This is a genomic window from Lentzea sp. NPDC004789, assembly GCF_053601075.1.
In genome coordinates this window covers 16,632-37,358 of sequence record NZ_JBSGBE010000005.1, presented here as the reverse complement: position 1 = coordinate 37,358, position 20,727 = coordinate 16,632, and the positions used below count along the sequence as shown (strand labels likewise).

23 protein-coding genes are annotated in these 20,727 nt (G+C 69.6%); 15 read left to right on the top strand and 8 right to left on the bottom strand.

The annotated features are described in order from the left end of the window. Window positions 1–35 precede the first annotated feature (35 nt). Window positions 36–563: a hypothetical protein gene (locus tag ACWEIJ_RS13140; protein WP_449837379.1), complete on the top strand. Its 528-nt coding sequence runs from the start codon at window positions 36–38 to the stop codon at window positions 561–563. 1,808 nt (window positions 564–2,371) lie between these two features. Here the strand turns inward: ACWEIJ_RS13140 and ACWEIJ_RS13135 are convergent. From ACWEIJ_RS13135 to ACWEIJ_RS13115, 5 genes are all read right to left on the bottom strand, one after another. Beyond that, a complete protein-coding gene (locus ACWEIJ_RS13135; protein WP_449837378.1) occupies window positions 2,372–4,237 on the bottom strand; it encodes a hypothetical protein in 1,866 nt (621 codons plus the stop codon). 13 nt (window positions 4,238–4,250) lie between these two features. After that, window positions 4,251–4,724: a YbaB/EbfC family nucleoid-associated protein gene (locus ACWEIJ_RS13130; protein WP_449837377.1), complete on the bottom strand. Its 474-nt coding sequence runs from the start codon at window positions 4,722–4,724 to the stop codon at window positions 4,251–4,253. Further along, window positions 4,712–4,804: a hypothetical protein gene (locus ACWEIJ_RS13125; protein WP_449837376.1), complete on the bottom strand. Its 93-nt coding sequence runs from the start codon at window positions 4,802–4,804 to the stop codon at window positions 4,712–4,714. The genes ACWEIJ_RS13130 and ACWEIJ_RS13125 overlap by 13 nt, the downstream gene beginning before the upstream one ends. A gap of 255 nt (window positions 4,805–5,059) precedes the next feature. Further along, the gene (locus ACWEIJ_RS13120) at window positions 5,060–5,191 is read right to left on the bottom strand and encodes a hypothetical protein (RefSeq protein WP_449837375.1); all 132 of its coding nucleotides are present in this window, start codon (window positions 5,189–5,191) and stop codon (window positions 5,060–5,062) included. Window positions 5,192–5,205: 14 nt separating this feature from the next. Continuing rightward, window positions 5,206–8,022, bottom strand: a complete 2,817-nt coding sequence (locus ACWEIJ_RS13115) for a BTAD domain-containing putative transcriptional regulator (protein ID WP_449837374.1) — start codon at window positions 8,020–8,022, stop codon at window positions 5,206–5,208. Window positions 8,023–8,382: 360 nt separating this feature from the next. Here ACWEIJ_RS13115 and ACWEIJ_RS13110 point away from each other — a divergent pair, with 360 nt between their 5' ends. From ACWEIJ_RS13110 to ccsB, 8 genes are all read left to right on the top strand, one after another. Next, on the top strand, window positions 8,383–8,754 hold the full coding sequence (locus ACWEIJ_RS13110; protein ID WP_449837373.1) for a hypothetical protein: 372 nt from the start codon (window positions 8,383–8,385) through the stop codon (window positions 8,752–8,754). Between the two features lie 307 nt (window positions 8,755–9,061). After that, a complete protein-coding gene (locus ACWEIJ_RS13105; protein ID WP_449837372.1) occupies window positions 9,062–9,412 on the top strand; it encodes a hypothetical protein in 351 nt (116 codons plus the stop codon). A 75-nt stretch (window positions 9,413–9,487) separates the two neighbouring features. Beyond that, entirely contained in the window at window positions 9,488–9,904 is a 417-nt protein-coding gene (locus ACWEIJ_RS13100; protein WP_449837371.1) for a hypothetical protein, read from the top strand. Window positions 9,905–10,194: 290 nt separating this feature from the next. Continuing rightward, window positions 10,195–10,554 carry a BlaI/MecI/CopY family transcriptional regulator gene (locus ACWEIJ_RS13095; protein WP_449837760.1) on the top strand — a complete coding sequence of 120 codons (360 nt, stop codon included), beginning with the start codon at window positions 10,195–10,197 and terminating at the stop codon, window positions 10,552–10,554. After that, the gene (locus ACWEIJ_RS13090) at window positions 10,551–11,405 is read left to right on the top strand and encodes a M56 family metallopeptidase (protein ID WP_449837370.1); all 855 of its coding nucleotides are present in this window, start codon (window positions 10,551–10,553) and stop codon (window positions 11,403–11,405) included. Before ACWEIJ_RS13095 ends, ACWEIJ_RS13090 begins: the two co-directional genes overlap by 4 nt. 98 nt (window positions 11,406–11,503) lie before the next feature. After that, a complete protein-coding gene (locus ACWEIJ_RS13085) occupies window positions 11,504–11,884 on the top strand; it encodes a hypothetical protein (RefSeq protein WP_449837369.1) in 381 nt (126 codons plus the stop codon). Then, the gene (locus tag ACWEIJ_RS13080) at window positions 11,877–12,257 is read left to right on the top strand and encodes a hypothetical protein (protein WP_449837368.1); all 381 of its coding nucleotides are present in this window, start codon (window positions 11,877–11,879) and stop codon (window positions 12,255–12,257) included. Before ACWEIJ_RS13085 ends, ACWEIJ_RS13080 begins: the two co-directional genes overlap by 8 nt. 20 nt (window positions 12,258–12,277) lie before the next feature. After that, a complete protein-coding gene (gene ccsB / locus ACWEIJ_RS13075; RefSeq protein WP_449837759.1) occupies window positions 12,278–13,090 on the top strand; it encodes a c-type cytochrome biogenesis protein CcsB in 813 nt (270 codons plus the stop codon). A 5-nt stretch (window positions 13,091–13,095) separates the two neighbouring features. Here ccsB and ACWEIJ_RS13070 read toward each other — a convergent pair whose 3' ends face one another. Then, on the bottom strand, window positions 13,096–13,704 hold the full coding sequence (locus ACWEIJ_RS13070; protein ID WP_449837367.1) for a TetR/AcrR family transcriptional regulator: 609 nt from the start codon (window positions 13,702–13,704) through the stop codon (window positions 13,096–13,098). Window positions 13,705–13,787: 83 nt separating this feature from the next. Here ACWEIJ_RS13070 and ACWEIJ_RS13065 point away from each other — a divergent pair, with 83 nt between their 5' ends. Further along, window positions 13,788–14,432: a class I SAM-dependent methyltransferase gene (locus ACWEIJ_RS13065; protein WP_449837366.1), complete on the top strand. Its 645-nt coding sequence runs from the start codon at window positions 13,788–13,790 to the stop codon at window positions 14,430–14,432. After that, window positions 14,429–14,599: a hypothetical protein gene (locus tag ACWEIJ_RS13060; protein ID WP_449837365.1), complete on the top strand. Its 171-nt coding sequence runs from the start codon at window positions 14,429–14,431 to the stop codon at window positions 14,597–14,599. Before ACWEIJ_RS13065 ends, ACWEIJ_RS13060 begins: the two co-directional genes overlap by 4 nt. On the opposite strand, the gene ACWEIJ_RS13055 is transcribed toward ACWEIJ_RS13060, so the two are convergent. Next, window positions 14,596–15,933 (bottom strand): MFS transporter, encoded by a 1,338-nt coding sequence (locus ACWEIJ_RS13055; protein WP_449837364.1) that lies wholly within the window; start codon window positions 15,931–15,933, stop codon window positions 14,596–14,598. The two genes, ACWEIJ_RS13060 and ACWEIJ_RS13055, sit on opposite strands and share 4 nt — an antisense overlap. A gap of 20 nt (window positions 15,934–15,953) precedes the next feature. Between ACWEIJ_RS13055 and ACWEIJ_RS13050 the strand changes: the two genes are divergently transcribed. From ACWEIJ_RS13050 to ACWEIJ_RS13040, 3 genes are all read left to right on the top strand, one after another. Then, on the top strand, window positions 15,954–16,310 hold the full coding sequence (locus tag ACWEIJ_RS13050; RefSeq protein WP_449837363.1) for an ArsR/SmtB family transcription factor: 357 nt from the start codon (window positions 15,954–15,956) through the stop codon (window positions 16,308–16,310). A gap of 204 nt (window positions 16,311–16,514) precedes the next feature. Then, window positions 16,515–17,642, top strand: coding sequence for a 7TM domain-containing protein (locus ACWEIJ_RS13045; protein WP_449837362.1), 1,128 nt, complete (start codon window positions 16,515–16,517; stop codon window positions 17,640–17,642). Further along, complete coding sequence (locus ACWEIJ_RS13040; RefSeq protein ID WP_449837361.1) at window positions 17,639–18,511, top strand: sugar-transfer associated ATP-grasp domain-containing protein; 873 nt, start codon at window positions 17,639–17,641, stop codon at window positions 18,509–18,511. The genes ACWEIJ_RS13045 and ACWEIJ_RS13040 overlap by 4 nt, the downstream gene beginning before the upstream one ends. Before the next feature lie 76 nt (window positions 18,512–18,587). On the opposite strand, the gene ACWEIJ_RS13035 is transcribed toward ACWEIJ_RS13040, so the two are convergent. After that, window positions 18,588–18,749: a hypothetical protein gene (locus tag ACWEIJ_RS13035; protein ID WP_449837360.1), complete on the bottom strand. Its 162-nt coding sequence runs from the start codon at window positions 18,747–18,749 to the stop codon at window positions 18,588–18,590. A 428-nt stretch (window positions 18,750–19,177) separates the two neighbouring features. Between ACWEIJ_RS13035 and ACWEIJ_RS13030 the strand changes: the two genes are divergently transcribed. Further along, window positions 19,178–20,638 (top strand): multicopper oxidase family protein, encoded by a 1,461-nt coding sequence (locus ACWEIJ_RS13030; RefSeq protein ID WP_449837359.1) that lies wholly within the window; start codon window positions 19,178–19,180, stop codon window positions 20,636–20,638. Window positions 20,639–20,727: the final 89 nt, after the last annotated feature.

Sequence of the window (20,727 nt, the reverse complement as noted above, 5' to 3'; positions counted from 1 at the left end):
CCGGTGCCAGTGGCGGCTGGGTGGGCGGTGTTGCGGTGGGCGGTGTCGCCCCGCCCGGCCTGCTCGTCGGCTGCGGCGTCGTGGTCGACGGCTGCCGGGTGGCGCTCGGAGGTGCAGAGGTGCCCGGTGCTGACGCACCTGACCTGGGCGACGGCGGGACGATGCCGCCGGGCACCGAGGTGGCGGGCCGGGACGCGGGACTTGCGGGTGGCGAAGTCGTACCCGTCTGCGGAGTGGATCCAGGTGCCGAGACCGCGGGCTTCGGCGCCTGCGTGACACCCGGTGCCGGCGTGGCGCCTGGCCGAGCACTCGCTCCCGGCACCGGAGTGGCGCTCGGCCGAGGCGTACTGCCGGAAACCCCCACACCCGGCTTCGACGCGGGGTCTGCCGACAGCCCTCCAGCCGCAGGCCTCGACCCGGCGGCCGGCCCCGGAGCAGCCACCGGCTGTGACGTCGGAGCCATCTTCGGCACCGTCTTCTGCACGGGACCTGGTTGCGCTGAGCTCGGTTGCGCAGTGGAGCCGGGCGCCGGCCCACCCGGCTTCGCACCAACGCCAGGCTGAGTCGCACCCGACGCGGGGGCGTCAGGCTTGGCCGGCGGTGCCTTGCCGGCAGGGCTGTCGGCCGCGACCGGCTTCGGCGAGGACTGCGTCGTGTGCGAGCCGGTCGCCGGGGGTGCGGCGTGGACGCTCGGCGCGGAGGAGGTCGAAGGTTTGCCACCCGGAGCGGGTGCGGCGCCGAGGCTGCCGGACGTGCGGCCGGGCGCCGCGCTCCTTCCACCGGTCACGGAATCGGCCTTGCCCGCAGAGGCCACCGGACCACCAGGCGCCACCGGAGCTGCCGCGGAACCAGCAGAAGCCGCCCGGCCACCCGGCGTCGCCGTGGGACCGCCAGGAGCCGTTGGGACCTTTCCCGTCGACGGTCCTGTGGACGGTGCGGACTTGCCGCCGGGGACTCCGCCCGGACCGCCGGTGATGCCGGGAGCAACGCCGACGCCCTTCCCACCGGTCGAGGAGCCCGTCTTGGCGTCGGGTCCGGCGGGCCCTCCGGCAGCCGTCGGCGCGGGGCCGGCGCCCTTCCCGACACCCTTGCCGACGTCCGACGTACCGGGCCGCGCGCCCGGACCACCAGCGACCGGGGGCGTCGCAGGAGCAACCGGCCCGGCAGGCTTCCCGGCCCCAGGTCCACCCGCACCAGGTGCCGCAGCACCGCCAGGCTTCGTCCCGGTCGCCCCAGGCCCGCCAGGTGCCTGCGGCGCCTTCGACGCCGAAGGCCCTCCAGACGCCGGACCACGACCACCCGGCCCGCCCACGGCCGTCGGCGCGGCAGACACCCCAGGACCGACCGGCCCAGCTGATTTCCCGGGACCGGCACCAGCGCCACCGCCGACCGACGGCGCCTTCGACACCGCAGGACCACCCGGCGCCACAGGCTTCACCGGAGCGGCACCCGTGCCACCCCCCACCGACGGCGCCTTCGACACCGCAGGACCACCCGGCGCCGCTGATTTCCCAGGACCGGCACCGGTGCCACCCCCAACCGTCGGCGCCTTCGACACCCCAGGACCACCCGGCGCCGCAGGCTTCACCGGCCCAGTACCCGTGCCACCCCCCACCGACGGCGCCTTCGACACCGCAGGCCCACCCGGCGCCGCTGATTTCCCAGGACCGGCACCGGTGCCACCCCCAACCGTCGGCGCCTTCGACACCCCAGGACCACCCGGCGCCACAGGCTTCACCGGAGCGGCACCCGTGCCACCCCCCACCGACGGCGCCTTCGACACCACAGGACCAACCGACACCGCAGGCTTCACCGGCCCAGCACCAGCACCACCCCTGATCGACCCCGGCTTCGACACCGCAGGACCACCCGGCGCCGCAGGCTGGCGAGCGCCTGGGCCGGCGGCACCAGGTGGGGGCTTCACGTTCGTGGTGGGGTCGAGGCGCTTGAGCGTGTCCGCGTTGTGCGCGTCGGCGTTCACCGTCGTGTTGAGCGTCTTCTGCAGACCTGTCTGGACGTTGCCGAAAGCCTTCACGGCGGCGTCGGCCTGGGCGACGGCGCGGTCGTTGGAACTGTTGATCGGGGGTACCGCGAACAGGCCGATCGGGCCGAAGGAGTTTCCGCTCAGGTTCAGGCCGCGCAAGCCGCTCGAGAGGGACGAGAGGCGCGACTGCAGGTCGCCCGCGCTGCTCTGCAGCCGCTGCATCGACGAGTCGCTCATGGAGAAGCCGGAATTGCCGGTCGGCCCCGATCCCCCGGTTCCCCCCGGCGGCGGTGGAGGCGCGGGCGGGGCCGGCGGCGGGGCCGGGGGAACGGACGGGTTGGGGTTGGGGTTGGTCCCCTTGGCCATTGCCGGTTCTCCAGGAGACGACTAGTGCTTCACGGGCGGAACGGACGGACTCGGGCTGCCATCGCTGCGGCGGCCGTCGTGACCGAAGAACGCGTCGCCCTTGAACGTGTCGGTGAAGTTGGTGGACGCGTTCACCTGGCGGGCGTACTGCAAGGGGTCGGTGTTGCCCGGACCGGTTGCCTCGCCACCGCCCTTACCACCGGTCGCAGCCTGGTACGCCTTCTGGGCCGCGTCTGCCGCGGACCTGGCATCGGCCGCCGCCGAGTCCAGCTTCTGGGCCGCCGCCTGAGCCTCCAGCGCTGCCCGTTCGGCCGCTTTGACGTCCGCGTCGTTGCCGGACGCGAACGCCTTGGCGTTGGCCTCGGCCGCGGCCGCGTTCTTCTCCATGAAGTCGGCGTTCGTCTTCTCGTAGGTCTCGTTGGCCGCCTTCGCGGCATCGACCTTGGCGTCGAGTTCCGGGTTCGGTTTCCCGCCGGTCTCCTTCAGGTACTCGTCGTAGGCCACCTTCGCCGCTTCGTCCGCGGGCTTGCCCGCCTGGAGCGCGGCGTAGCTCGCCTTGGCCTTGTCGCTCAACTCCCGCGACTCGCGGGCCACGGCGGCCGCCGCCTCCGCGGCTTTCGCCCTGGCGGCGTCGTACTTCTTGTCGGCGGTGTCGTACGCCTTCTTGGCGGCGTCGTACTCCGTCTTGGTGGCGAGCGAACGCGCCCTGGCGGCGTCGTAGTTCTTCACGGCGGCGTCGTAGGCGGCCCGGTCGCCGGACTTGGCCGCCTGGTCGACAGCCGCTGCCGCGCGGTTGGTCTCATCGACGGAGCGGTTCAGCTCGCCGCCCAACTGGTCCAGCTCGCCGGCCGCGCGCTTCACGTCGGTCGCGGCCGTCCTGGTGGCGTCGGTCGCGGCCGACAGATCCGCGTTCGCCTTCGCGACGTCGTCGGCCTCCTTCGATTCGGCTTCCTTCGCGGCCTGGTAGTTCGCCGCCGCCTCCTTGACCTTGGCGGAGGCGTCGTCGTACTTGTCCGCCGCCGCGTCCACCTTCAGGCCCTTGTCGATGGCGTCGTCGACCCTGTCGGCCGCCTTGTAGCCCTCGTAGCTGATCTCGGCGGCGTCGGCGGCGTTGTCGAAGCGCTCCCAGCCCTTGCCGACCTTCGCCATGACGTCGTCGAGGTCGCCGACCTTGTGCAACAGGTCGCCCAGCGCCTTGACCACGTACCGGATCTTCGACGCGATCATGGATCCGACCTCGACGGCCTCGCGGACGATCTGGCCGATGGCATAGCCCAGGGACGCGCCGAAGGTGAAGATCGCGCCGGCGAGCCCGATGAGACCGTTCGCGACCACGGAGCCGACGAACTGGGCGATCATGTCGCGGACGACGTCGCGGACGACCGTGACCAGCATGCCCATGATCGACACGACCTTGGCCTTGGCTTCGACCGCGTTGGCCAGGCAGTCGAGCTCCTTGCCCAGCGTGTCCATGCTCCCCTGGAACTTCTCCGACGCGGCACCGCTCCAGCCTTCGGCCGGCACCAGCTTCTTGCGGTGGTCCTCCGCCAGCACGCGCAGGTCGACCGCCTTGGCCGTGGTGTCGTCGACGTTGCGCTGGATCTCGTCGGGGTCACCCATCAACTGGTCGAGCGCATCACGCAGGAAGCTGATGTGCTCCATGAGCCAGCCGAGCCCAGCGCCCAGCAGCGAGCCGAACGGATCGAGGACGAGCGACACCGTCGAGGCCACCGCGCCGATCGCGTTGAACGTGAGGTCAGCGATGTCCTGGGAGCCCGACTTGATCGAGTCGATCAGGCTGTCGTACGCCTCGATGAAGAGCGTGCCCTTGTACTGGTTCTCCTCGTTCATTCCGACCAGCAGCGGGTTGGCTGGGGTGTCGGTCATCGCTGAACTCCGTTCACCACGGCTGGTTGTCGTCGTCTTCGTCGTCCACCGGGCGACCGGCGCGCGGCTGGCGTGGCTGCACGGGTGCGGGCGCGCTGACGGGCGCCTGTTTCGTCTCGGCGGCCGACTCGTCGTCGTCTTCGATCTGCTCCAGGACGTGGGGCTCGTCGGACTCTTCGGGCTCGTCGAAGTTCTCCTCGATGACGTCGGTGATCATCGTCATCGCCTGGGTGCCCTCGCCGATCGGCCGGAACGCCTCGACGACCTGCGCCGACACGTTCTTCTGGGCCTGCCGCGCGGTCTGGAGGATCAGCGCGGTGAGCCGCGGGGCGCCGAGCTCGACCGCCCGGTGTCCCAGCTGGAGGTTCGTCAGGCCGCCGTTGGGACCGACGGTCACCGTGACCGCACCGTCCTTGCTGGACGCGGTCCCCGACGCGGTCGCGAGCAGTTCCTGTACTTCGATGCTCTTCTGCTTCAGCGAGGCCATGCGGGCATCGAAGTCGTTGACCCATTGAAATGGATCCAAAGCAGCCTCCTGTGGCGATACCGGTGCACCCTGGAGTGCACTTGATCTCGCCAACGGCCGGCCAACGTCACACCAACGCCGGTCTGACGGACCGTCCACCGCGGAGTTGCGGCGCTTGGTCACCCATGCCGCGAGCTGCGCTGCTCCTCGTGGCCGAAGGCGAGCACGTCGTTCATCGCGCGGCGCTGACCACGGCCGAAGGGCGTCGCGATGTACGACCAGATGCCGGCGCGAGGTGATGGAGGCGCCGATGTCGGTCCAGCGCGCGGTGGAGGCGCCCAGTGCGATCTGCCAGATCACGAGCGGCCGGTCGAGATCCGTCCCCTGGCCTCGACAACCGACAGCATCTCCCGCACGCGGGCATCGGCCCGGTCGAGGTCACCGGACAGTGCGGCCGCCGGCCCCAGCGTGAGCAGGGAGCACGCCATGACCCGACTGGAGATCATTTCGGTCGATTGGTGGATTCGGCATCCCGAGATGGCTGGTCAGCGTCGTGCTGCGCGGCGAGGTCGTCGAGTTGCCGTTGCACGCGGGTGGCGTCGTCGCCGCGGCCTTGTTCCCGGTACAGCTCCAATGCCTCCCGCCAGACCGCACGGGCCTGGTCGTGGTGTCCGAGGGCGGCGTGGGGATGACCGGCATTGTCGAGGGTGTCCGCAACCCGGTAGGCGTAGCCGAGTGTGCGGCACAGAGTGAGAGCCTCGTAGTAGTGGTCAACGGCCTGTTGGTGGTCGCCGGTGCGGTGGGCGATGAGCCCGAGGCTGTCCAAGGTGGCCGCCTCGCCTTCGGGGTTGTGGTGGTGCCGGTGCAGGGCGAGGGCGGCGTGGCAGTGGTCGCGGGCGGTGTCGAAGTCGCCCAGGCGCGCGGCGTACCAGCCCGCCGTACTGAGCACGGTGGCTTTCCGCACCGGCAGGTCGAGGGTGCGGTGCAGGTTGAGGGCGTGTTGTGCATGTTCCAAAGCCCTCCGGTCGTCCCCCCGTTCTCCCCAGGTGAGTGAAAGCGTCTGGTGGTTGTGGGCTTGTTCGGCGGGGTCGTGGTGACGCTCGGTCAAAGTGATGGCCCGGTCCAGGTGTCTGATGGCCTCCTCGTGCAGGCCCAGCAGGGCACAGTTGCGGCCAAGGGATCGGTGGGCGCGGCTGCGAGTCGCGGGGTCCGGCAGGTGGGCGGCGGCGTCCAGCGCCACCCGCCACGAGGCGACTGCGTCGCGAAGGTGTCCCCTCCGGTAGTGGAAGGATTCCAGAGTCCAGGCGAGGTGCCAGACGACGTGGTGGCGGCCGAGGGCGACGGCGGCGCGCTGGGTGGCCAGCAGCGTGGCGTGCTCGGCCTGCAGCCAGACGAGCGCGGCCGCCTCGTCGGGCAGCGCGTGCGGGTGGATGCCGGGCACTGGTGGTTCGGGCTGCACGAGCGTTCGGGTGGGGTTCAGGAGGCGGTCGGCGGCGTGTGCGGTGTGCAGGTGAAAGTCCATTACCCGTACCAGGGCTGTCTCCCGGACGTCGTCGGGCAGGTGGTCGGCGGTGGTGGTGGCGTAGGCGCGGACCAGATCGTGCATCGCGTACCGGCCACCCGGCCGCCGTTCGACCAGGGACGCCTCCTCCAACACCGATAACGCTTTGCGCGCGCGGGCCGTGGGGAGGCCGGTGAGGGCGGTCACGGCGGGCAGGGTGGTGTCGGGGCCGGGGGTGATGCCCAGCAGCGCGAACACGGTGCGGTGTTCGTCGGTGAGCCGGCGCAGCGACCAGGACAGCACGGCGGGGAGGCTGGCGGCGGGGTCGGTGTCGTGGTCGAGCAGTTCAAGGCCCAGCTCGCGCAGCTCGGCGGCGACCTCGGCCAGCGGGACACCGGAGCGGGCGGCGTGGCGGGCGGTGATCGACAGGGCCAGCGGATAGCCCCCGCACAACGCGACCAGTTCGTTGACGGCGTCGGGTTCGGCGGCGACGCGGTCCGCACCGAGACGTGTGGCCAGCAGGGCACGTGCCTCGCCGGGTGTGAGCACGTCGAGTTGCAGGTGGCGGGCGCCGTGCCGGTCGATCAGCGAGGCGAGTCTGGTGCGGCCGGTGATCAGCACGGTGCAGGCCGGGCCGCCCGGTAGCAGCGGGATGACCTGGTCGGCGGAGGCGGCGTTGTCCAGCATCACGAGCATGCGCTTCCCGGTGAGCAGGCTGCGGTACAGCGCCGCTCTGGCGTCGACGTCGAGCGGCATGCGGTCGTGGGTGATGCCCAGGGCGGTGAGGAACCCGAACAGCGCCGCGTCAGGTGTGACGGGCTGTTCGGTGGGGTTGAAGCCACGCAGGTCGGTGAACAGCTGCCCGTCCGGGAACTGCCCGACGTGCTGGTGCGCCCAGGCCAGGGCCAGCCAGGTCTTGCCGATCCCGCCCGCCCCGCCGAGAGCCGAGATCACCACCGTGCGGCCCGGCTCGGCCTGGTCGAGCGTCGCGAGATCGTTGTCCCGGCCGACGAAGTGTGGTGGTACGGCGGGCAACTGCCGGGGCACGACGGTGTCGTTGCCGGGCGGGGCGAGCAACCGGGAGTCCGCGGCCAGGATCCGCCGGTGCAGCTCCTGCAGCAGTGCGCCGGGGTCGGTGCCCAGTTCCTCGACCAGCCGTTCCCGCAGCGTCTGGTAGTACTCCAGCGCATCCGCCGACCGCCCGGCCCGGTGCAGCGCGAGCAGGTACTGCCCCGCCACCCGCTCGTCCAACGGATACCGCGCCGCACGCGCCGCGAGCTCCACCACCAACTCCTCGCCCTGACCGACCCGCAGCCGGGCGTCGACCAGATCGTGCTCGGCGGCCAGAAGCTCCTGCCGCAACCGGTCACGTTCAGCGTCTACCCATTCCCCGCACACACCGGTCAACGGCTCCCCACGCCACAACGCCACCGCCTCGGTCAACAGTGCGACCGCACGCGTGTCGTCATCGGTGCCGCGGGCGCGGGCGCGCAGCTCCCGGAACCGGTGCAGGTCCACCGCGTGATCGGCCTGGTCCACCAGCAAGACGTAGCCGCCGGCGCGCAGCACGATCTCCATGCCGCCCGCCGCCGGCAGTACCTGCCGCAGCCGCGAGACGTAGCTGTGCAACGTCGCCCGCGCACGCCGCGGCGGATCCGCACCCCACACCCGCTCCATCAGCCGTTCCACCGGCACCACCCGGCCCGCGTCAGCGGCCAGCACGGCCAGCACGCACCGCTGCCGGGCCGGCCCCAACTCCAAGGGCCGCCCACCCAGGTGAGCGGTCACCTCACCCAGCAGACCCAGCTCCACCGCCACAGCGCATCCCCCCGGGACAGAGATAACGCGTTGACCAGCGCAATGCAGAACCTTGCAAGCAGGTCACACGAACAGCCGCCCACCATCAGACCCACGGCGGCCCGAAGACGTACCGGGGGCGGGCCGCCCACGAAGGAAGATCATGCGCGACCAAGATCGACGACGCCGGGTCGCCATAGATCAATCCGTTCCAGAAAAGCACGAGCACGAAGCAAGAAGTTCTACACGGCACGGCCACGCAGAATTCTCGATGTCGGGACATTCCGGCGAATTAGCGCTGCACACGAACGGCAACCCGTCACGACCGCTTCTGCGACCACCAAGAGGAGAAACCAAATGATGCGAAGAAGGTTCATGCGCGTGTCGAGTGTTCTCACGCTGGCAATCGTCGGTGTCGCGTCGTACGCGATTCCGGCACAGGCGTACATGCAGTACTGGCCAACGAGTGCCACCAAACGCGCCGGAGCGGACTTCTTGCCGACTTCGACGCGCCTGCAGCTGCAAGGAATGTCGTGCAGCCAGCCAGCCATCTCGACCTTCTACATCCAGCTCGTCAAGACCAGGGGAAGCCAGGTCACCTGGACAAGCGGGGATCTTCGCGAGCAAGACGGCATCTGGTGGACCTTCGATTCCGTTCCCGCCACCACAGGAACGTCGTACTACATGAGGTGGAGGGAAAACCTCGCCCTTCCAACGCCCTGCCAAGGGCTGGCCGCGTCGCCAACCCAATAGTACGCGCCCAATGGCACACCGGGCGCTGCAGTAGTTGAAGGAGATCGCACCTCCAAACGGCGGCGAGTCATCGAGATTGGCGGTCCTGCTATTGAGCAAGCAACAACAGCGACCCCTGCGGACCAGACGGCCAACCCGACACCAGGTAGCGGGCCTCTGGATACCCGTAGCCACGGTCGGCGCGCTTCTTTTCGCGCTCGCATGCGCGAAGTCAGAACCCACGCGTCCTGCCCGCCCGCCGGGCCAGATCCTCCTGACAACAATATCTTCAGGACGCCTCGGTCCCGTGAATTGGCGAGTTGAACTGGTGAAACAAGACGATGGACTGTGCACCCGATCACTTGTTGACCTGAAGGTGATGTCGACCGAGTGCGACATCGCCGTCGACTCCGATCGTCCAGTCAACTTCGGCGTAGCCGCAAATCAGCACATCCTGTTCGTCGGCGGAGCCGTTGCCCCATCGGTCGCCAGGCTCGCTCTCTTGACAGGCGCCTCCGGCGGGATAGATCTTCAATTGGTTTCGACTGGCGGAGTTGACACCCGTTACTTCGGCTACGCCGTTTCAACCAACTCGGCGAAGTCCGTCGTAGGCTTCAATTCTGCCGGCAACCAGATTTATGAGGAAAGAGGAAAAATCGAAGGTGTACGCAGCAACTGAGGTTCAGCCAGTTGTCGCGTTCTCCACCCCACAAAAGCAGCCCAAACGCATCACCAATTCGAAAGGAGCAAAACGGTGAGGATCAACGTCGGCATAATTCGGGCCGCACTTGCCGTCGTGACGTGTGGCGCCGCCATCCTCGGCGGAGCCTTGCCCGCCCAAGCCGAGTTCACGCAAACTTGGCCGACCTCTGCTGACCGCAGGGCCAGCGCGGACTTCATTCCCACAAATGGATCGGTGACGGTCGAGGGAATGGCGTGCAGCGCGGGCGAAGCGACTGGATTCTACCTCCAACTGGTGAGAACCAGGGACACGCACGTCATGCTGACAACGTCGACCCGAGCAGCGAACGACCAATGGTTCAGAAATATCGACAGCCACCTCGTCGATATCGGTTCCGCGCATTACCTGCGCTGGCGTGGCACCATGATGAAGGAGGGTCGCCAGTACTCCGCTTACGCGCCCTGCCAAGGCGTCCACGCCTACTGGTAGATTCACCGGAAGCTCTCGACCGTCAGGCGACGTCTGAGCTGGCTTGCCGTGATGGTGAGCTGGCGGGATGTCGCTGCCCAAACACCTGGCCCCCGTGTGACTGGGATCCCATCGACGCCTGCGACCGCACCTTCGGTCCTCGGCACATCAGAGCGTGTGGCCCGTGGTGACAGGGCAGGGCGAATGGTGTGATGGGTTGTGCCGCCGCAGGCGCGATGCTCGTCCCGCGCTCGGACGTGGGAACACGCCTGCGTGCGGTCCAGGCGGACTGTGACACCATCGCGTGCGTGCTGGGCAACCTGGGTGAGCTGGAACGGGCGGCGATGGAGGTCCTGTGGGACCACCGGTCCCCGATGCTCGTGCGCGATGTCGCCAACGCGTTGTCCGAGCGCAATCTCGCCTACACGACCGTCATGACCGTGCTGACGCGACTCGCGTCCAAGGGGTTCGTGCAGCGGCAGCCGGAGGGGCGCGCGTGGCGGTACTCGCCCGTGGCCAGCCGCGAGGAGTACGTCGCCCAGCTCATGCTGGACGCCCTGTCGCTCACCGGTGACCGCGAGGCCGCGCTCACGCATTTCGCCCGCCAGGTCAGCACGCCGGAAGCCGAGGTGCTCAGCCAGGCGCTGGCCGAGAAGCCGGACCAGGCGTGAGCGCCGCCCTGCACCTGCTCGTCACGCTGGCGATCTGCACAGCCGCCACTCCCCTGCTGGAGCGCGCACGGTGGGTGTGGCGGTCACCTGGCACCGGGATCGCGCTGTGGCAGATGCTCGCACTGACGTGGGTGTTGTCGTTGGCAGGTCTGCTCATCTCGCTCGGGCTCGCTCCCTACGGCGCGCCGATTCCGCGGGGCTTGGCCAGGTGGTCCGCGGACGCCGAGTCCACTGTGGCCAGTGACCACCTGGTTCTGGGCGGGCTCGGGCTGCTGATCGCGTGCGCGGCCGCGTTGCTCTCCTCCTGGTGGGCCGTCGCCAAGGTCCGCCGGCGACACCGTGACGTGCTGACGCTCGTCGCGCGGAAGGATGCGGCCGCACCCGGCGCGCTTGTCGTTGATCATCCGCTGGCGGTGGCGTACTGCCTGCCCGGACGGCCGTCATCGGTCGTCCTGAGCACCGGCGCGTTGCGCAGCCTCAGCGCGGTCGAGCTGCGGGCCGTGCTGGCGCATGAGCATTCGCACGTTCGCGAGCGGCACGACCTGGTGCTGCTGCCGTTCGCGGCGCTGCGCAAGCTGGCCCCTCGGATCGCGGACGCGGTGGCGTTGCTGGTCGAGATGCGGGCCGATGACCGGGCCTGCCGCGAGCACGGGCCGGAGGCGCTGGCCGCCGCGCTCGGGAGGTTCACCGCGCGGCCTCCTGCCGGGGCGCTCGGCGTGGCCGATGCCGCCGTGAACGCCCGGCTGCACCGCATCGCCACCGCGTCCACCGCACCGTCATGGCCGCGGTGGAGTGCGCTGGTCAGCGGCGTTGTGCTCGTGTCGACCCCGCTCAGCTTCCTCGTCTTCTGATCTCGGCCGTTCGGTCAGCCGACGACCCGCGCGACGGTCTACTACAAGCTGTAGTGCTACATTCTGTAGTAGTACCTCGCGCCTCAGGAAACGAGCTCATGGTCCCTTTGCTGCCGACGGTTCTGACCGTCCTGTCCCTGTCCTGCGCCGCTTGGTCGTCAGCGCTCATCGCGGCGAACAAGCCCCTGCTGCCCTTGACGCGAGCCAAGCAAGGGCTCGTCGGCCTGCTCGCCGTTCTCGAGGCCGGGCTGCTCGTGCAGGCGATCGTCGGCGTTGTGCAGATGCTGGGCCTGGACCGGGAGATCGAAAGGCTGTCGTTCATCGGCTACCTCGCCGGACCGCCACTGATCCTGCCGGCCGCGGTCGTGTGGTCGGCGGCCGAACGCAGCCGTTGGAGCGCCGGCGTGCTGGCCGTCTCCTGCTTCAGCGTGCCGGTCATGATCGTGCGTCTCGGACAGATCTGGGCCGGACATGCGTGACCCGGCAACCCGCCAGGGACCAGGCCGCATGCTGATCGCGGTTTACGGGATCTTCGCGATCGCCGCCACCTCGCGGTCGGCGGTGCAGCTCGCCACCCGCTTCGACCACGCGCCGGTCGCGTACGCGCTGTCCGCCTTCGCGGCCGCGGTCTACGTGCTGGCCACCGTCGCCCTCGCGCTGGACTCACGACGGATCGCACTCGTCGCGTGCACCGTCGAACTCCTCGGCGTGCTCGCGGTGGGCTCGGCCAGCCTCGTGGTGCCCAAAGCCTTTCCGGACGCGACCGTGTGGTCTGCCTTCGGCATCGGCTACGGCTTCATCCCCTTGGCGCTGCCGGTGCTCGGCCTGGCGTGGCTGAGGAGGGTCGCGTGATCGGCGTCCTCAGCGACTGGATGTTCACGAGCGCGTTCGGGGTCTACATGGCCGCGGCTCTGCTGTGCGCGGCGGAGTGGTCGCTCACCCGCTACTCGGACCGCCCTTCACCCGCGCCCGTCCGATGTGGACGGATGGGCATCGCGCTCACCGTGCTCGGTGCGCTGCTGCACTTCGTTTCCCTCACACTTCGGGGCGTTGCAGCGCAACGGGTTCCGTGGGGCAACATGTACGAATACCTGTCCGCGGTCGGCCTGGTCGTGGTCGTCGGGTGGCTGTACGTCGTGCGGCGCCACAACCTGCGACGGCTCTCCCTGTTCGTGCTCCTGCCGCTGGCCCTGCTGCTGTTCCTCGCGGGCAACCAGCTCTACGTCGAGGTCGCGCCGCTGCAGCCGGCACTGCGGTCCTACTGGATCGCGATCCACGTGGCGGCCGCGGTCATGGCGAGCGGCATCTTCCTGCTGTCCGGCGTGGTCAGCGGCCTGCACCTCTGGGCTTCACACCGCCCGGCGAAACGACTTCCTCCGATCGATCACCTCGACCGCGTCGCCTACCGCACCGGCACCGTCGGCTTCGTCACGCTCACCTTCGCGATCATCACGGGCGCGGTCTGGGCCGAAGCCGCGTGGGGACGCTACTGGGGCTGGGACCCGAAGGAGACGGCCGCGTTCGTCTCGTGGGTCTGTTACGCGGCCTACCTGCACGCCCGCGCGACGGCCGGGTGGCGGGGACGGCCGGCGGCGTGGATCAACGTCATCGGCATGCTCGCCGTGCTGTTCAACCTGTTCTTCGTCAACCTCGTGGTGTCCGGGCTGCACTCCTACGCGGGCTAGGCGGTTCAGCGTCCCGTCAGGTACATCAGGATGCTGTCGGCGAGCCGCGCCTCGACGTCCTTCGGATCACCGGCGGTCGCCTGGCGGAACCTCTGCGAGGACACCAGGGACAGCAACCACCAGGCGGCGGCCTCGGTGTCGAGGTCCGCACGAAGTTCCCCGTCCGCCTGGCCGCGGTCCAGCAGGGCGGTGATCGCGGCCGCGAATCGTCGAACGGCGTTGCGGGAGGCGGCTTCGATCTCGGGTTCGCCGGTGATGGTGGAGGCATCGGCGAAGATCGCGCCGACCGCGCCCGCGCTGTGCACGTGTTGCAGATGCTCGGGATCGAGCATGGTCTTGAGCAAGCCGGACACCGGGAGATCCGTGGCCGTGAGGCGTTCGACCATGCGGCAGACGTGATCGGCGGCCCGGTCCACGACCGCCGCGAACAGGCTCGCCTTGGTGCCGAAGTTCTGGAACACCACGGGTTCGCTCACGCCGACCTCGCGGGCGACCACCGAGGTCTTGCCCCGGAGGTAGCCGACCTCCGCGAACACCTCGGTGGCCGCCGCGAGGATCGACTCGCGGCGCTGCTCTGCCGGCATCCGGGTTCGACGGGCCTGTTGTTCGGTCACGGAAGCATCCTAGACAACCTTACTTAGTCGTGACTAAGCTCGCCGCCACCAGTTCTTAGTCGTCACTAAGTTAGGCGGACTTGATGCACAAGACCCACGCACACAACGGCGCTCCCGGCGCTATCAGCCACGCACGTTCGTACGAGCTCTTCTCGGCGATCGCGTTCGCCGGACGACGTCGGCGCATCTTCGGCCGGCTGGTCGAACTCGCCGAGGTCGGCGCGGGCGATGTCGTGCTCGACGTCGGCTGCGGTCCCGGCTATCTCACGGCCCTCGCCGCCCGGGCGGCGTCGCCGAACGGGCGCGCGGTGGGAGTCGACGTGTCCGAGCCGATGATCGTGCAGGCCCGCCGCCTGCGGGCAGGCGCGAACTGCGCGTTCGAGGTCGGTGCGGCGCAACGTCTGAGCGCGGCGGACGCGACGTTCGACGTGGTGGTGTCCAGCCTCGCGATCCACCACATCCCCGAGGAGGCGCGCTCGGCGGCGTTCGCCGAGATGTTCCGGGTGCTGCGGCCGGGCGGCAGGGCGCTCATCGCGGACTTCCTGACTCCCGAGGGACCTCTGGCCCGGCACCTCGTCGGCTCCACGGCGGGCAGGAGGATGCGGGACAACCCGGTCGAGCGGATCGCGCCCATGCTCGGCGACGCCGGATTCGACGTCCGCGCGACGACGCAGGTCAGCTGGTTCCTGCACTGCGTTCGCGCCGACAAGCCCGGCGGCGCCGAGTGAGGAGTCATGTCGCGCGCTCGCTCACCCTGCTGGTCGTGCTGATCGGGCCGGCTCTCCACATCGGACTCGGTTACCGGCTCGGCCTGCTCGTTGCGGGAATCGCCATCGCGGCCCACCTGGTGCTCGGCGCTGTGGGCCACAAGGTGTGTGCTGGCAGCACGGGCTAGCGCGGCCAGCGTTCGTGGTGGTCGTCGATGCGGAACTCGTGAGCGTGCCGGTACACGCCGCCCGCGAGGACCGCGTCGCGCAGGTGGTCGTGGCCGGCATCGAGGTCGCAGTGCTCGTGCTCGACGACCGCGGGATCGTGCCGCGGCCACAGCCGAAGCGCGGTCAGCGCACCGGCCGCGGTGATCACCCCGAGCACGAGGAACGCGGTGGTCGTGTTCGCCGCGGTCGCGACCCAGCCCGCCAGCGGGTAGCAGAGCAGCCAGCAGGCGTGGGAGAGCGCGAAGTCGGCGGCGAACAACGCGGCCCGGTCCTCCGCGTGCACGGACCGGCGCAGCAGCCGGGCGCCCGGCGTCAGCGCGAAGGAGCAGCCGGCACCGATCAACGCCCACAGCACCAGCAACGCGGGCCAGTGCCACCCACCGAGCAGCGACGCGAACGTGGCTCCGGCGAGCAGCAGCACGAACAGCGCCCATACCGCGCGGAGCACGACGGTCCTGTCGGAAACTCGGTCGAGCAGCTTGGGAAGCGTCAACGCGGCGGCCAGCGAGCCCACGCCGTTGAACGCGAGTGCGACGGCCACGTCGGAGGAGCCGCGGTCGAGCACGTCGCGGACGTAGGCGACGGTGTTCACGAGGACCATCGCACCCGCCGCCGCGGCCGCGAGGTGCACGGCCAGCAAGCCGCGCAACCGGGGCGTGGCGAGGTAGATGCGGATGCCGCGGGTGGTCGCGGCGTAGAGGCTTCCCTTGCGCTTCACCGGTTTCGGCCGCGGCAGCACGGTGGACACGACGAGGAGCGCGGAGCCGGTGAACCCGATGGCGGTGCCGAGGAACAGGTTGTTGAAGCTCATCAGCACCAGCAGGGCCGCGGCCAACGACGGGCTCAGCAGGCCTTCGAGGTCGTACGCCATCCGGGAGAGGGTGACGGCGCGGGTGTACTCACCTTCATCGGGCAGCACGTCCGGGATCGTCGCCTGGAAGATCGGCGTGAACGCCGCCGACGCCGCCTGCAGCACGAAGATCAGGACGTAGACCTGCCACACCTGGTCCACGAACGGCAGCGCCACCGCGACGCCCGCGCGAACCAGGTCCAGGGTGACCAGGACGGCCCGCCGCGGCAACGCGCCGAGCAGTGCGGTCGCGACCGGCGCGACGCCGACATAGGCGACCATCTTGATCGCCAGGGCGGTGCCGAGCACGGCGCCCGCGTCGGCGCCGGCGATGTCGTAGGCCAGCAGCCCCAGCGCGACGGTCGCCAGACCTGTACCCGTGAGCGCCACGACATGTGCGCCGAACAGGTGGCGATACGTGCGGTTGCGCAGAACAGCGAGCATGCGTGGCACTATATGTGCTCATGTACGCACGCGACGACGTTGCAACAACGGATACCTGGCAACAGCTACCTTCTGGCGCGCACGTCGAAGCCGCGGTGGACGGGTTCCGGATGCTCGCCGACCCGACGCGTTTCCGCATGTTGTGGCTGCTGTGCGGGGCCGAGTACGACGTCACCACGCTGGCCGCGGAGGTCGGGATCGCGCGCCCGGCGGTCTCGCAGCACCTCGGAAAATTGCGACTGACCGGACTGGTCACCGTGCGCCGTGAGGGCCGGCGGGCGCTGTACGCGGCGCGGGGCGGGCACGTGCGGCGGCTGCTTTTCGAGGCCGTCAACGCCGCCGAACATCACCTCACCGGCAAGCCCGACCACGACTGACGGGGCGAACCGCCGTTCGCTGAACGTCCACAACGACGTGCCGGGCCCGACACACATGCCGCGATGTATCTATCCGCACATCGCGACGCATCCATCCGCACATCGACGCAACACCGCGGTGCACGCGGCGTCTCCTCGTCTGGCGAATCCAGCCAAATCCAGGTAGTGCGGTAGATCGGAGAGCGTGTGCCCGAAGCACAACACGTGACGGTTCGGCGTGGCCGGCTTCCCGCGGTCATCAAGGTCGTCGCCATCGCGATCGGCGCGGCGGTCCTGTCGGCGGGGCTGCTGTTCTCGCCCGCCAGGAACGTGATCGGCCCCGACATCGTCGGGGAGCAGGAGATCGTCCGGATCGCCGGGCCGACCGGGCAGACGACCGAGGTCAAGGCGATCATCGACTCCGGTGCCGCCGCGTCCTCAATGGACACCAAGCTCGCCAGGGAGCTCGGGTTCGACCTCGAGAACGCGCCCACGGTCACGGTGTCGTCGTCGCTGGGCAAGGAACGGCGGCCGCAGGTGCGGGCCAACCTCAAGCTGGCCGGGCACGACCGGGTGGCGAAGGTCAACGTCAACAGCCGGACCGGCCGGGACGCGCTGGTGCTGATCGGCAGGGCGGAGCTCACCGGCCTGCAGGTGCGCATCGGCCAGCAGATGCTGACCACCCCGGACGGCAAGGCCTCGCCGAACTCGATCGGCGTGCTGCTCACCCCGGCCCCGAGCATCGGTGTCGAGTCCCTGCTCGCACTGATGCCGTTGGCCGTGCTGCTCATGGTCGTGCTGCGGGTCTGGATCGGGCTCAACACGCTCGGCACCTTCAGCCCGGTCCTGCTCGCCCTGGGCTACACGCAGACCGGTCTGGCCGCCGGCCTGACCACCACCTTCGTGATGATCGCCATCGGCTTCGCGGCGCAGGCGGTGCTGCACCGCACGCACCTGCCGCGGGTGGCGAGGCTCGCGGTCCTGGTCGGGGTGGTCGTGCTCGTGCTGCTCGCCCTGCGGCAGATGACCTCGGCCAACGGCATGTCGGTGCTGGTCGGCTCCTCGCTGCCGGTCGTGGTCACCGCGGTGATCATCGAGCGGCTGTGGGAGCAGTGGGAGGCCGACGGGCTGCGGGACGCTGTCGGCAGCGCCGCGCTCACCATCGGCGCCGGGATCGTCTCGGCCCTGGTGATGGTCACGCCGATGGTGCGCTACCTGGGCGAGACCGTGCCGCTGTCCTTCGCCGCGGCCTGCCTCATCTGGTCGTTCGTCGCGGGCACCTACCGCGGTCTGCGGCTGACCGAACTGCTGCGCTTCAGTTCGGCCGCGCGTGCGCAGGAGGCCGCCAGATGAGACAGGTGCTGCGCGGCTGGGACCCCATCATGGGCATGAACGCCCGCAACAGGCTCATCGCCAAGGTGAACTCGAAGGACGCGATTCGCCTGGTCAACAACAAGTACGAGACCAAACAGGCGCTGACCGAGGCCGGCGCACCGACCTCGCCGACGTTGCTTCTGGTGAAGACCCGCCGGGAGATCAAGGACGTCGACTGGGCCGCGATGCCCGACAGCTGGGCGATGAAGCCCAACCAGGGACTCGGCGGCTCCGGCATCATGCTCGCCGCAGGGCGACAGGACGCGCACTGGCGGAAGGTCTCCGGGAAACCGTTGTCCCAGAAGGAGATCACCAGCCACCTCGCGAGGATCATCGACGGGGACTTCTCCCCGCGGCTGACCGACTGGGCGTTGTTCGAACCGCTGATCCACGCCCACCCGGCACTCGCCCGCATGTCGTTCCAGGGGCTACCGGACATCAGGGTGATCTGCGTCGGCGACGAACCGCGGCTCGCGATGCTGCGCCTGCCGACCAAGCACAGCGGCGGCCGCGCCAACCTGCACCAGCGCGCCATCGGCGCGGCCGTCGACCTCGGCACCGGCCGCGTCGTCAAGGCCCGCGTCGGCACCCAGCCGATCGAAGCGCACCCGGATTCCGGCTACCCGCTGATCGGCGCGGTCGTTCCCCGCTGGACGGCGGTGCTCGACGCGGCCAGCCGGTGCGCGGCGGCCACCGGCCTGCGTTACCTGGGAGCCGACATCGTCGTGGACAGGACGAGAGGGCCACTCATCCTCGAAGTCAACGCCCGGCCCGGCCTGCAGATCCAGAACATCAGCGGCCAGGGCCTCATCGCATCCATCGAGCCCGACGAAGGTACCTCGCGTTGAAAAACCACTTCGCCCAGAACGGACTGTGGTTGGCCGGACGCGCCCTCGCGGCGCTGGCCGGTGCCGCACTGCTCGGCTACAGCGTGTTCACCACCACGCCGCCTCCCCCGTCGCGAAACGAAGCCGCGCCAACGGTGACCTCGACGCCGAGCACGTCCGCGCCGGCCACGTCGAAGACCAAAACGCCGAAGCCCAGCACCACGAAGAAGAAACCAACCGGCACCGTTGCACCGTCCACAACGGAGAAACCTCGACCGGCGGAACCGGAACAGCAGCCGCCGGCGGACGGCGACGCAGGAGACACCGGCGGGGCGGACGAGAGGGTCTGCGCGGACAACGATCCCGGATGCACCGGCGCAACGATGGCCGACCGGTAACCGTCCACGTCGGACTCCCGGCCGGTGTCGCGGGCCCTCACCTGTTCGAGTTGAACCGGATGACTCAAGGCAGGCTGCCCGCACCGGCGGCCTTACGCTCGTTCATGTAGCGGAACACGTCCCAGAAAGGGATAGTCTTTTGACCGCACGCTCGACCACTTCCCGGTCACGCATCGCCCGCCCCGGAGCCCTCGCTGCCGGGGCCGTTCTCCTGACCGCCTGCCTCGTGGGGTGCGAGGGCGGAGGGCCGGGTTCGGCGACCGGAGGAGGAGGGAAGGGTCTGTCGTCCGTGGAGGAGCAGGCGGCCGGCATGGTTGCCGGCGCCGCGCTCGTGGACCCGCCCGACCTCAACACCGCAACCCCTCCGGAGATGACGGTTCGGCTGACCACGGCTCAGCAGGAAGTGGAGATCTCGGGCAAGAAGGTGCTCGCGGAGACCTACAACGGCAGCCTGGTGGGGCCGACGCTGCGCGTGGTGCCCGGCCAACGGGTCACCCTGCAGCTGAAGAACGATCTCGGCACCTCGACGAACCTGCATTTTCACGGGATGCATCTGTCGCCGGAGGGCAACGCGGACAACATCTTCCTGTCCGGCAAGCCCGGTCAGACCCTGACCTACCAGCTCGACATCCCGGCGAACCAACCGGCGGGGACGTACTGGTACCACGACCACGACATGTGCCCGAAGAACGGCCAGTCGATGCCGGGAATGACGATGACCGGCGGTGCTGCGGGTGGTCGTTGTGACGGGACGGAGAGCCAGATCGGGGCGGGTCTGTCGGGGACCATCATCGTCGGGGACACCCGCGACTCGCTGCCGCCGGCCTACCGGGGCATCGCCACGCACACTCTGGCGCTCAAGGACGCGCAGATCAACGGGTCCAGCTCGATCGTCTACGCGGACGGGTTGCTGGAGCCGGCGTCGGCGACGGTGCGGCTGGTCAACGGTCAGTACCAGCCCACCCTGACCATGGCGGCCGGTGAGACCCAGCTGTGGCGCGTCGCCAACATCGGCTACGCGATCTTCTACGACCTGCAGCTCGACGGCGCGAGCTTCACCATCGTCAACCAGGACGGCACCCCCTCCGCGGCCCCGGCGCAGGTGAACCACCTGCTGATGCCGCCGGGCCGGCGGTTCGACGTCCTGGTCACCGCCGGAGCCCCCGGATCGACCACGCTGCGGACCCTCGCCTACTCCAACGGCGGCCAGACCGCAGACCAGTACCCCGACACCACCCTGATGAAGGTCGACGTCCAGCAAGGCGGGGGCGCGGCCGGCGGGCCCGCGGGCATGACGGCCTCGCCGCAGGTCGCCGGGCCGCTGCCCGGATCACTACCGGACCTGTCCGCGGAACCCGTCGCCCGCTCCCGCAACGTGGTCCTGCACGACGACGGCGGCAACAACTTCTACCTCAACGGCAAGCTGTACGACATGACGCCGACGTTCACCGAACCGGCCGTACTCGGCACGGTCGAGGAGTGGACGCTCACCAACACCAGCGGCCAGAACCATCCCTTCCACCTGCACACCGCGCCGTTCCAGGTCCTCAGCGTCAACGACACGGCCCAACCGGCCTCCGACTACCTCGACGGCGTCACCGTCCCCTACGCGGTCAACGGAGTCGCCGGGAAAGTCGTGATCCGGGTCCGCTACACCGACTTCACCGGGCAATGGATGTTCCACTGCCACATCACCGGACACGAGGACAACGGAATGATGGGCTCACTCAACGTCATTGCCGCCGGCTGAGCAGCAGTCCGCTCGATGTCCAGCGGTGATGGTTGCCGTACCGGGCGCCCAGAACACCTCATGCGCACTGGGCCGCTGCACACCGAGCG

What these genes read in the sequence shown, in the direction of transcription:
- ACWEIJ_RS13135 (WP_449837378.1), bottom strand. Translation starts at nt 4,237, where the DNA reads ATGACCGACACCCCAGCCAACCCGCTGCTGGTCGGAATGAACGAGGAG.
- ACWEIJ_RS13130 (WP_449837377.1), bottom strand. Translation starts at nt 4,724, where the DNA reads ATGGCCTCGCTGAAGCAGAAGAGCATCGAAGTACAGGAACTGCTCGCG.
- ACWEIJ_RS13120 (WP_449837375.1), bottom strand. Translation starts at nt 5,191, where the DNA reads ATGGCGTGCTCCCTGCTCACGCTGGGGCCGGCGGCCGCACTGTCCGGT.
- ACWEIJ_RS13085 (WP_449837369.1), top strand. Translation starts at nt 11,504, where the DNA reads ATGGTCCCTTTGCTGCCGACGGTTCTGACCGTCCTGTCCCTGTCCTGC.
- ACWEIJ_RS13080 (WP_449837368.1), top strand. Translation starts at nt 11,877, where the DNA reads ATGCGTGACCCGGCAACCCGCCAGGGACCAGGCCGCATGCTGATCGCG.
- ccsB (WP_449837759.1), top strand. Translation starts at nt 12,278, where the DNA reads ATGTTCACGAGCGCGTTCGGGGTCTACATGGCCGCGGCTCTGCTGTGC.
- ACWEIJ_RS13065 (WP_449837366.1), top strand. Translation starts at nt 13,788, where the DNA reads ATGCACAAGACCCACGCACACAACGGCGCTCCCGGCGCTATCAGCCAC.
- ACWEIJ_RS13055 (WP_449837364.1), bottom strand. Translation starts at nt 15,933, where the DNA reads ATGCTCGCTGTTCTGCGCAACCGCACGTATCGCCACCTGTTCGGCGCA.
- ACWEIJ_RS13050 (WP_449837363.1), top strand. Translation starts at nt 15,954, where the DNA reads ATGTACGCACGCGACGACGTTGCAACAACGGATACCTGGCAACAGCTA.
- ACWEIJ_RS13040 (WP_449837361.1), top strand. Translation starts at nt 17,639, where the DNA reads ATGAGACAGGTGCTGCGCGGCTGGGACCCCATCATGGGCATGAACGCC.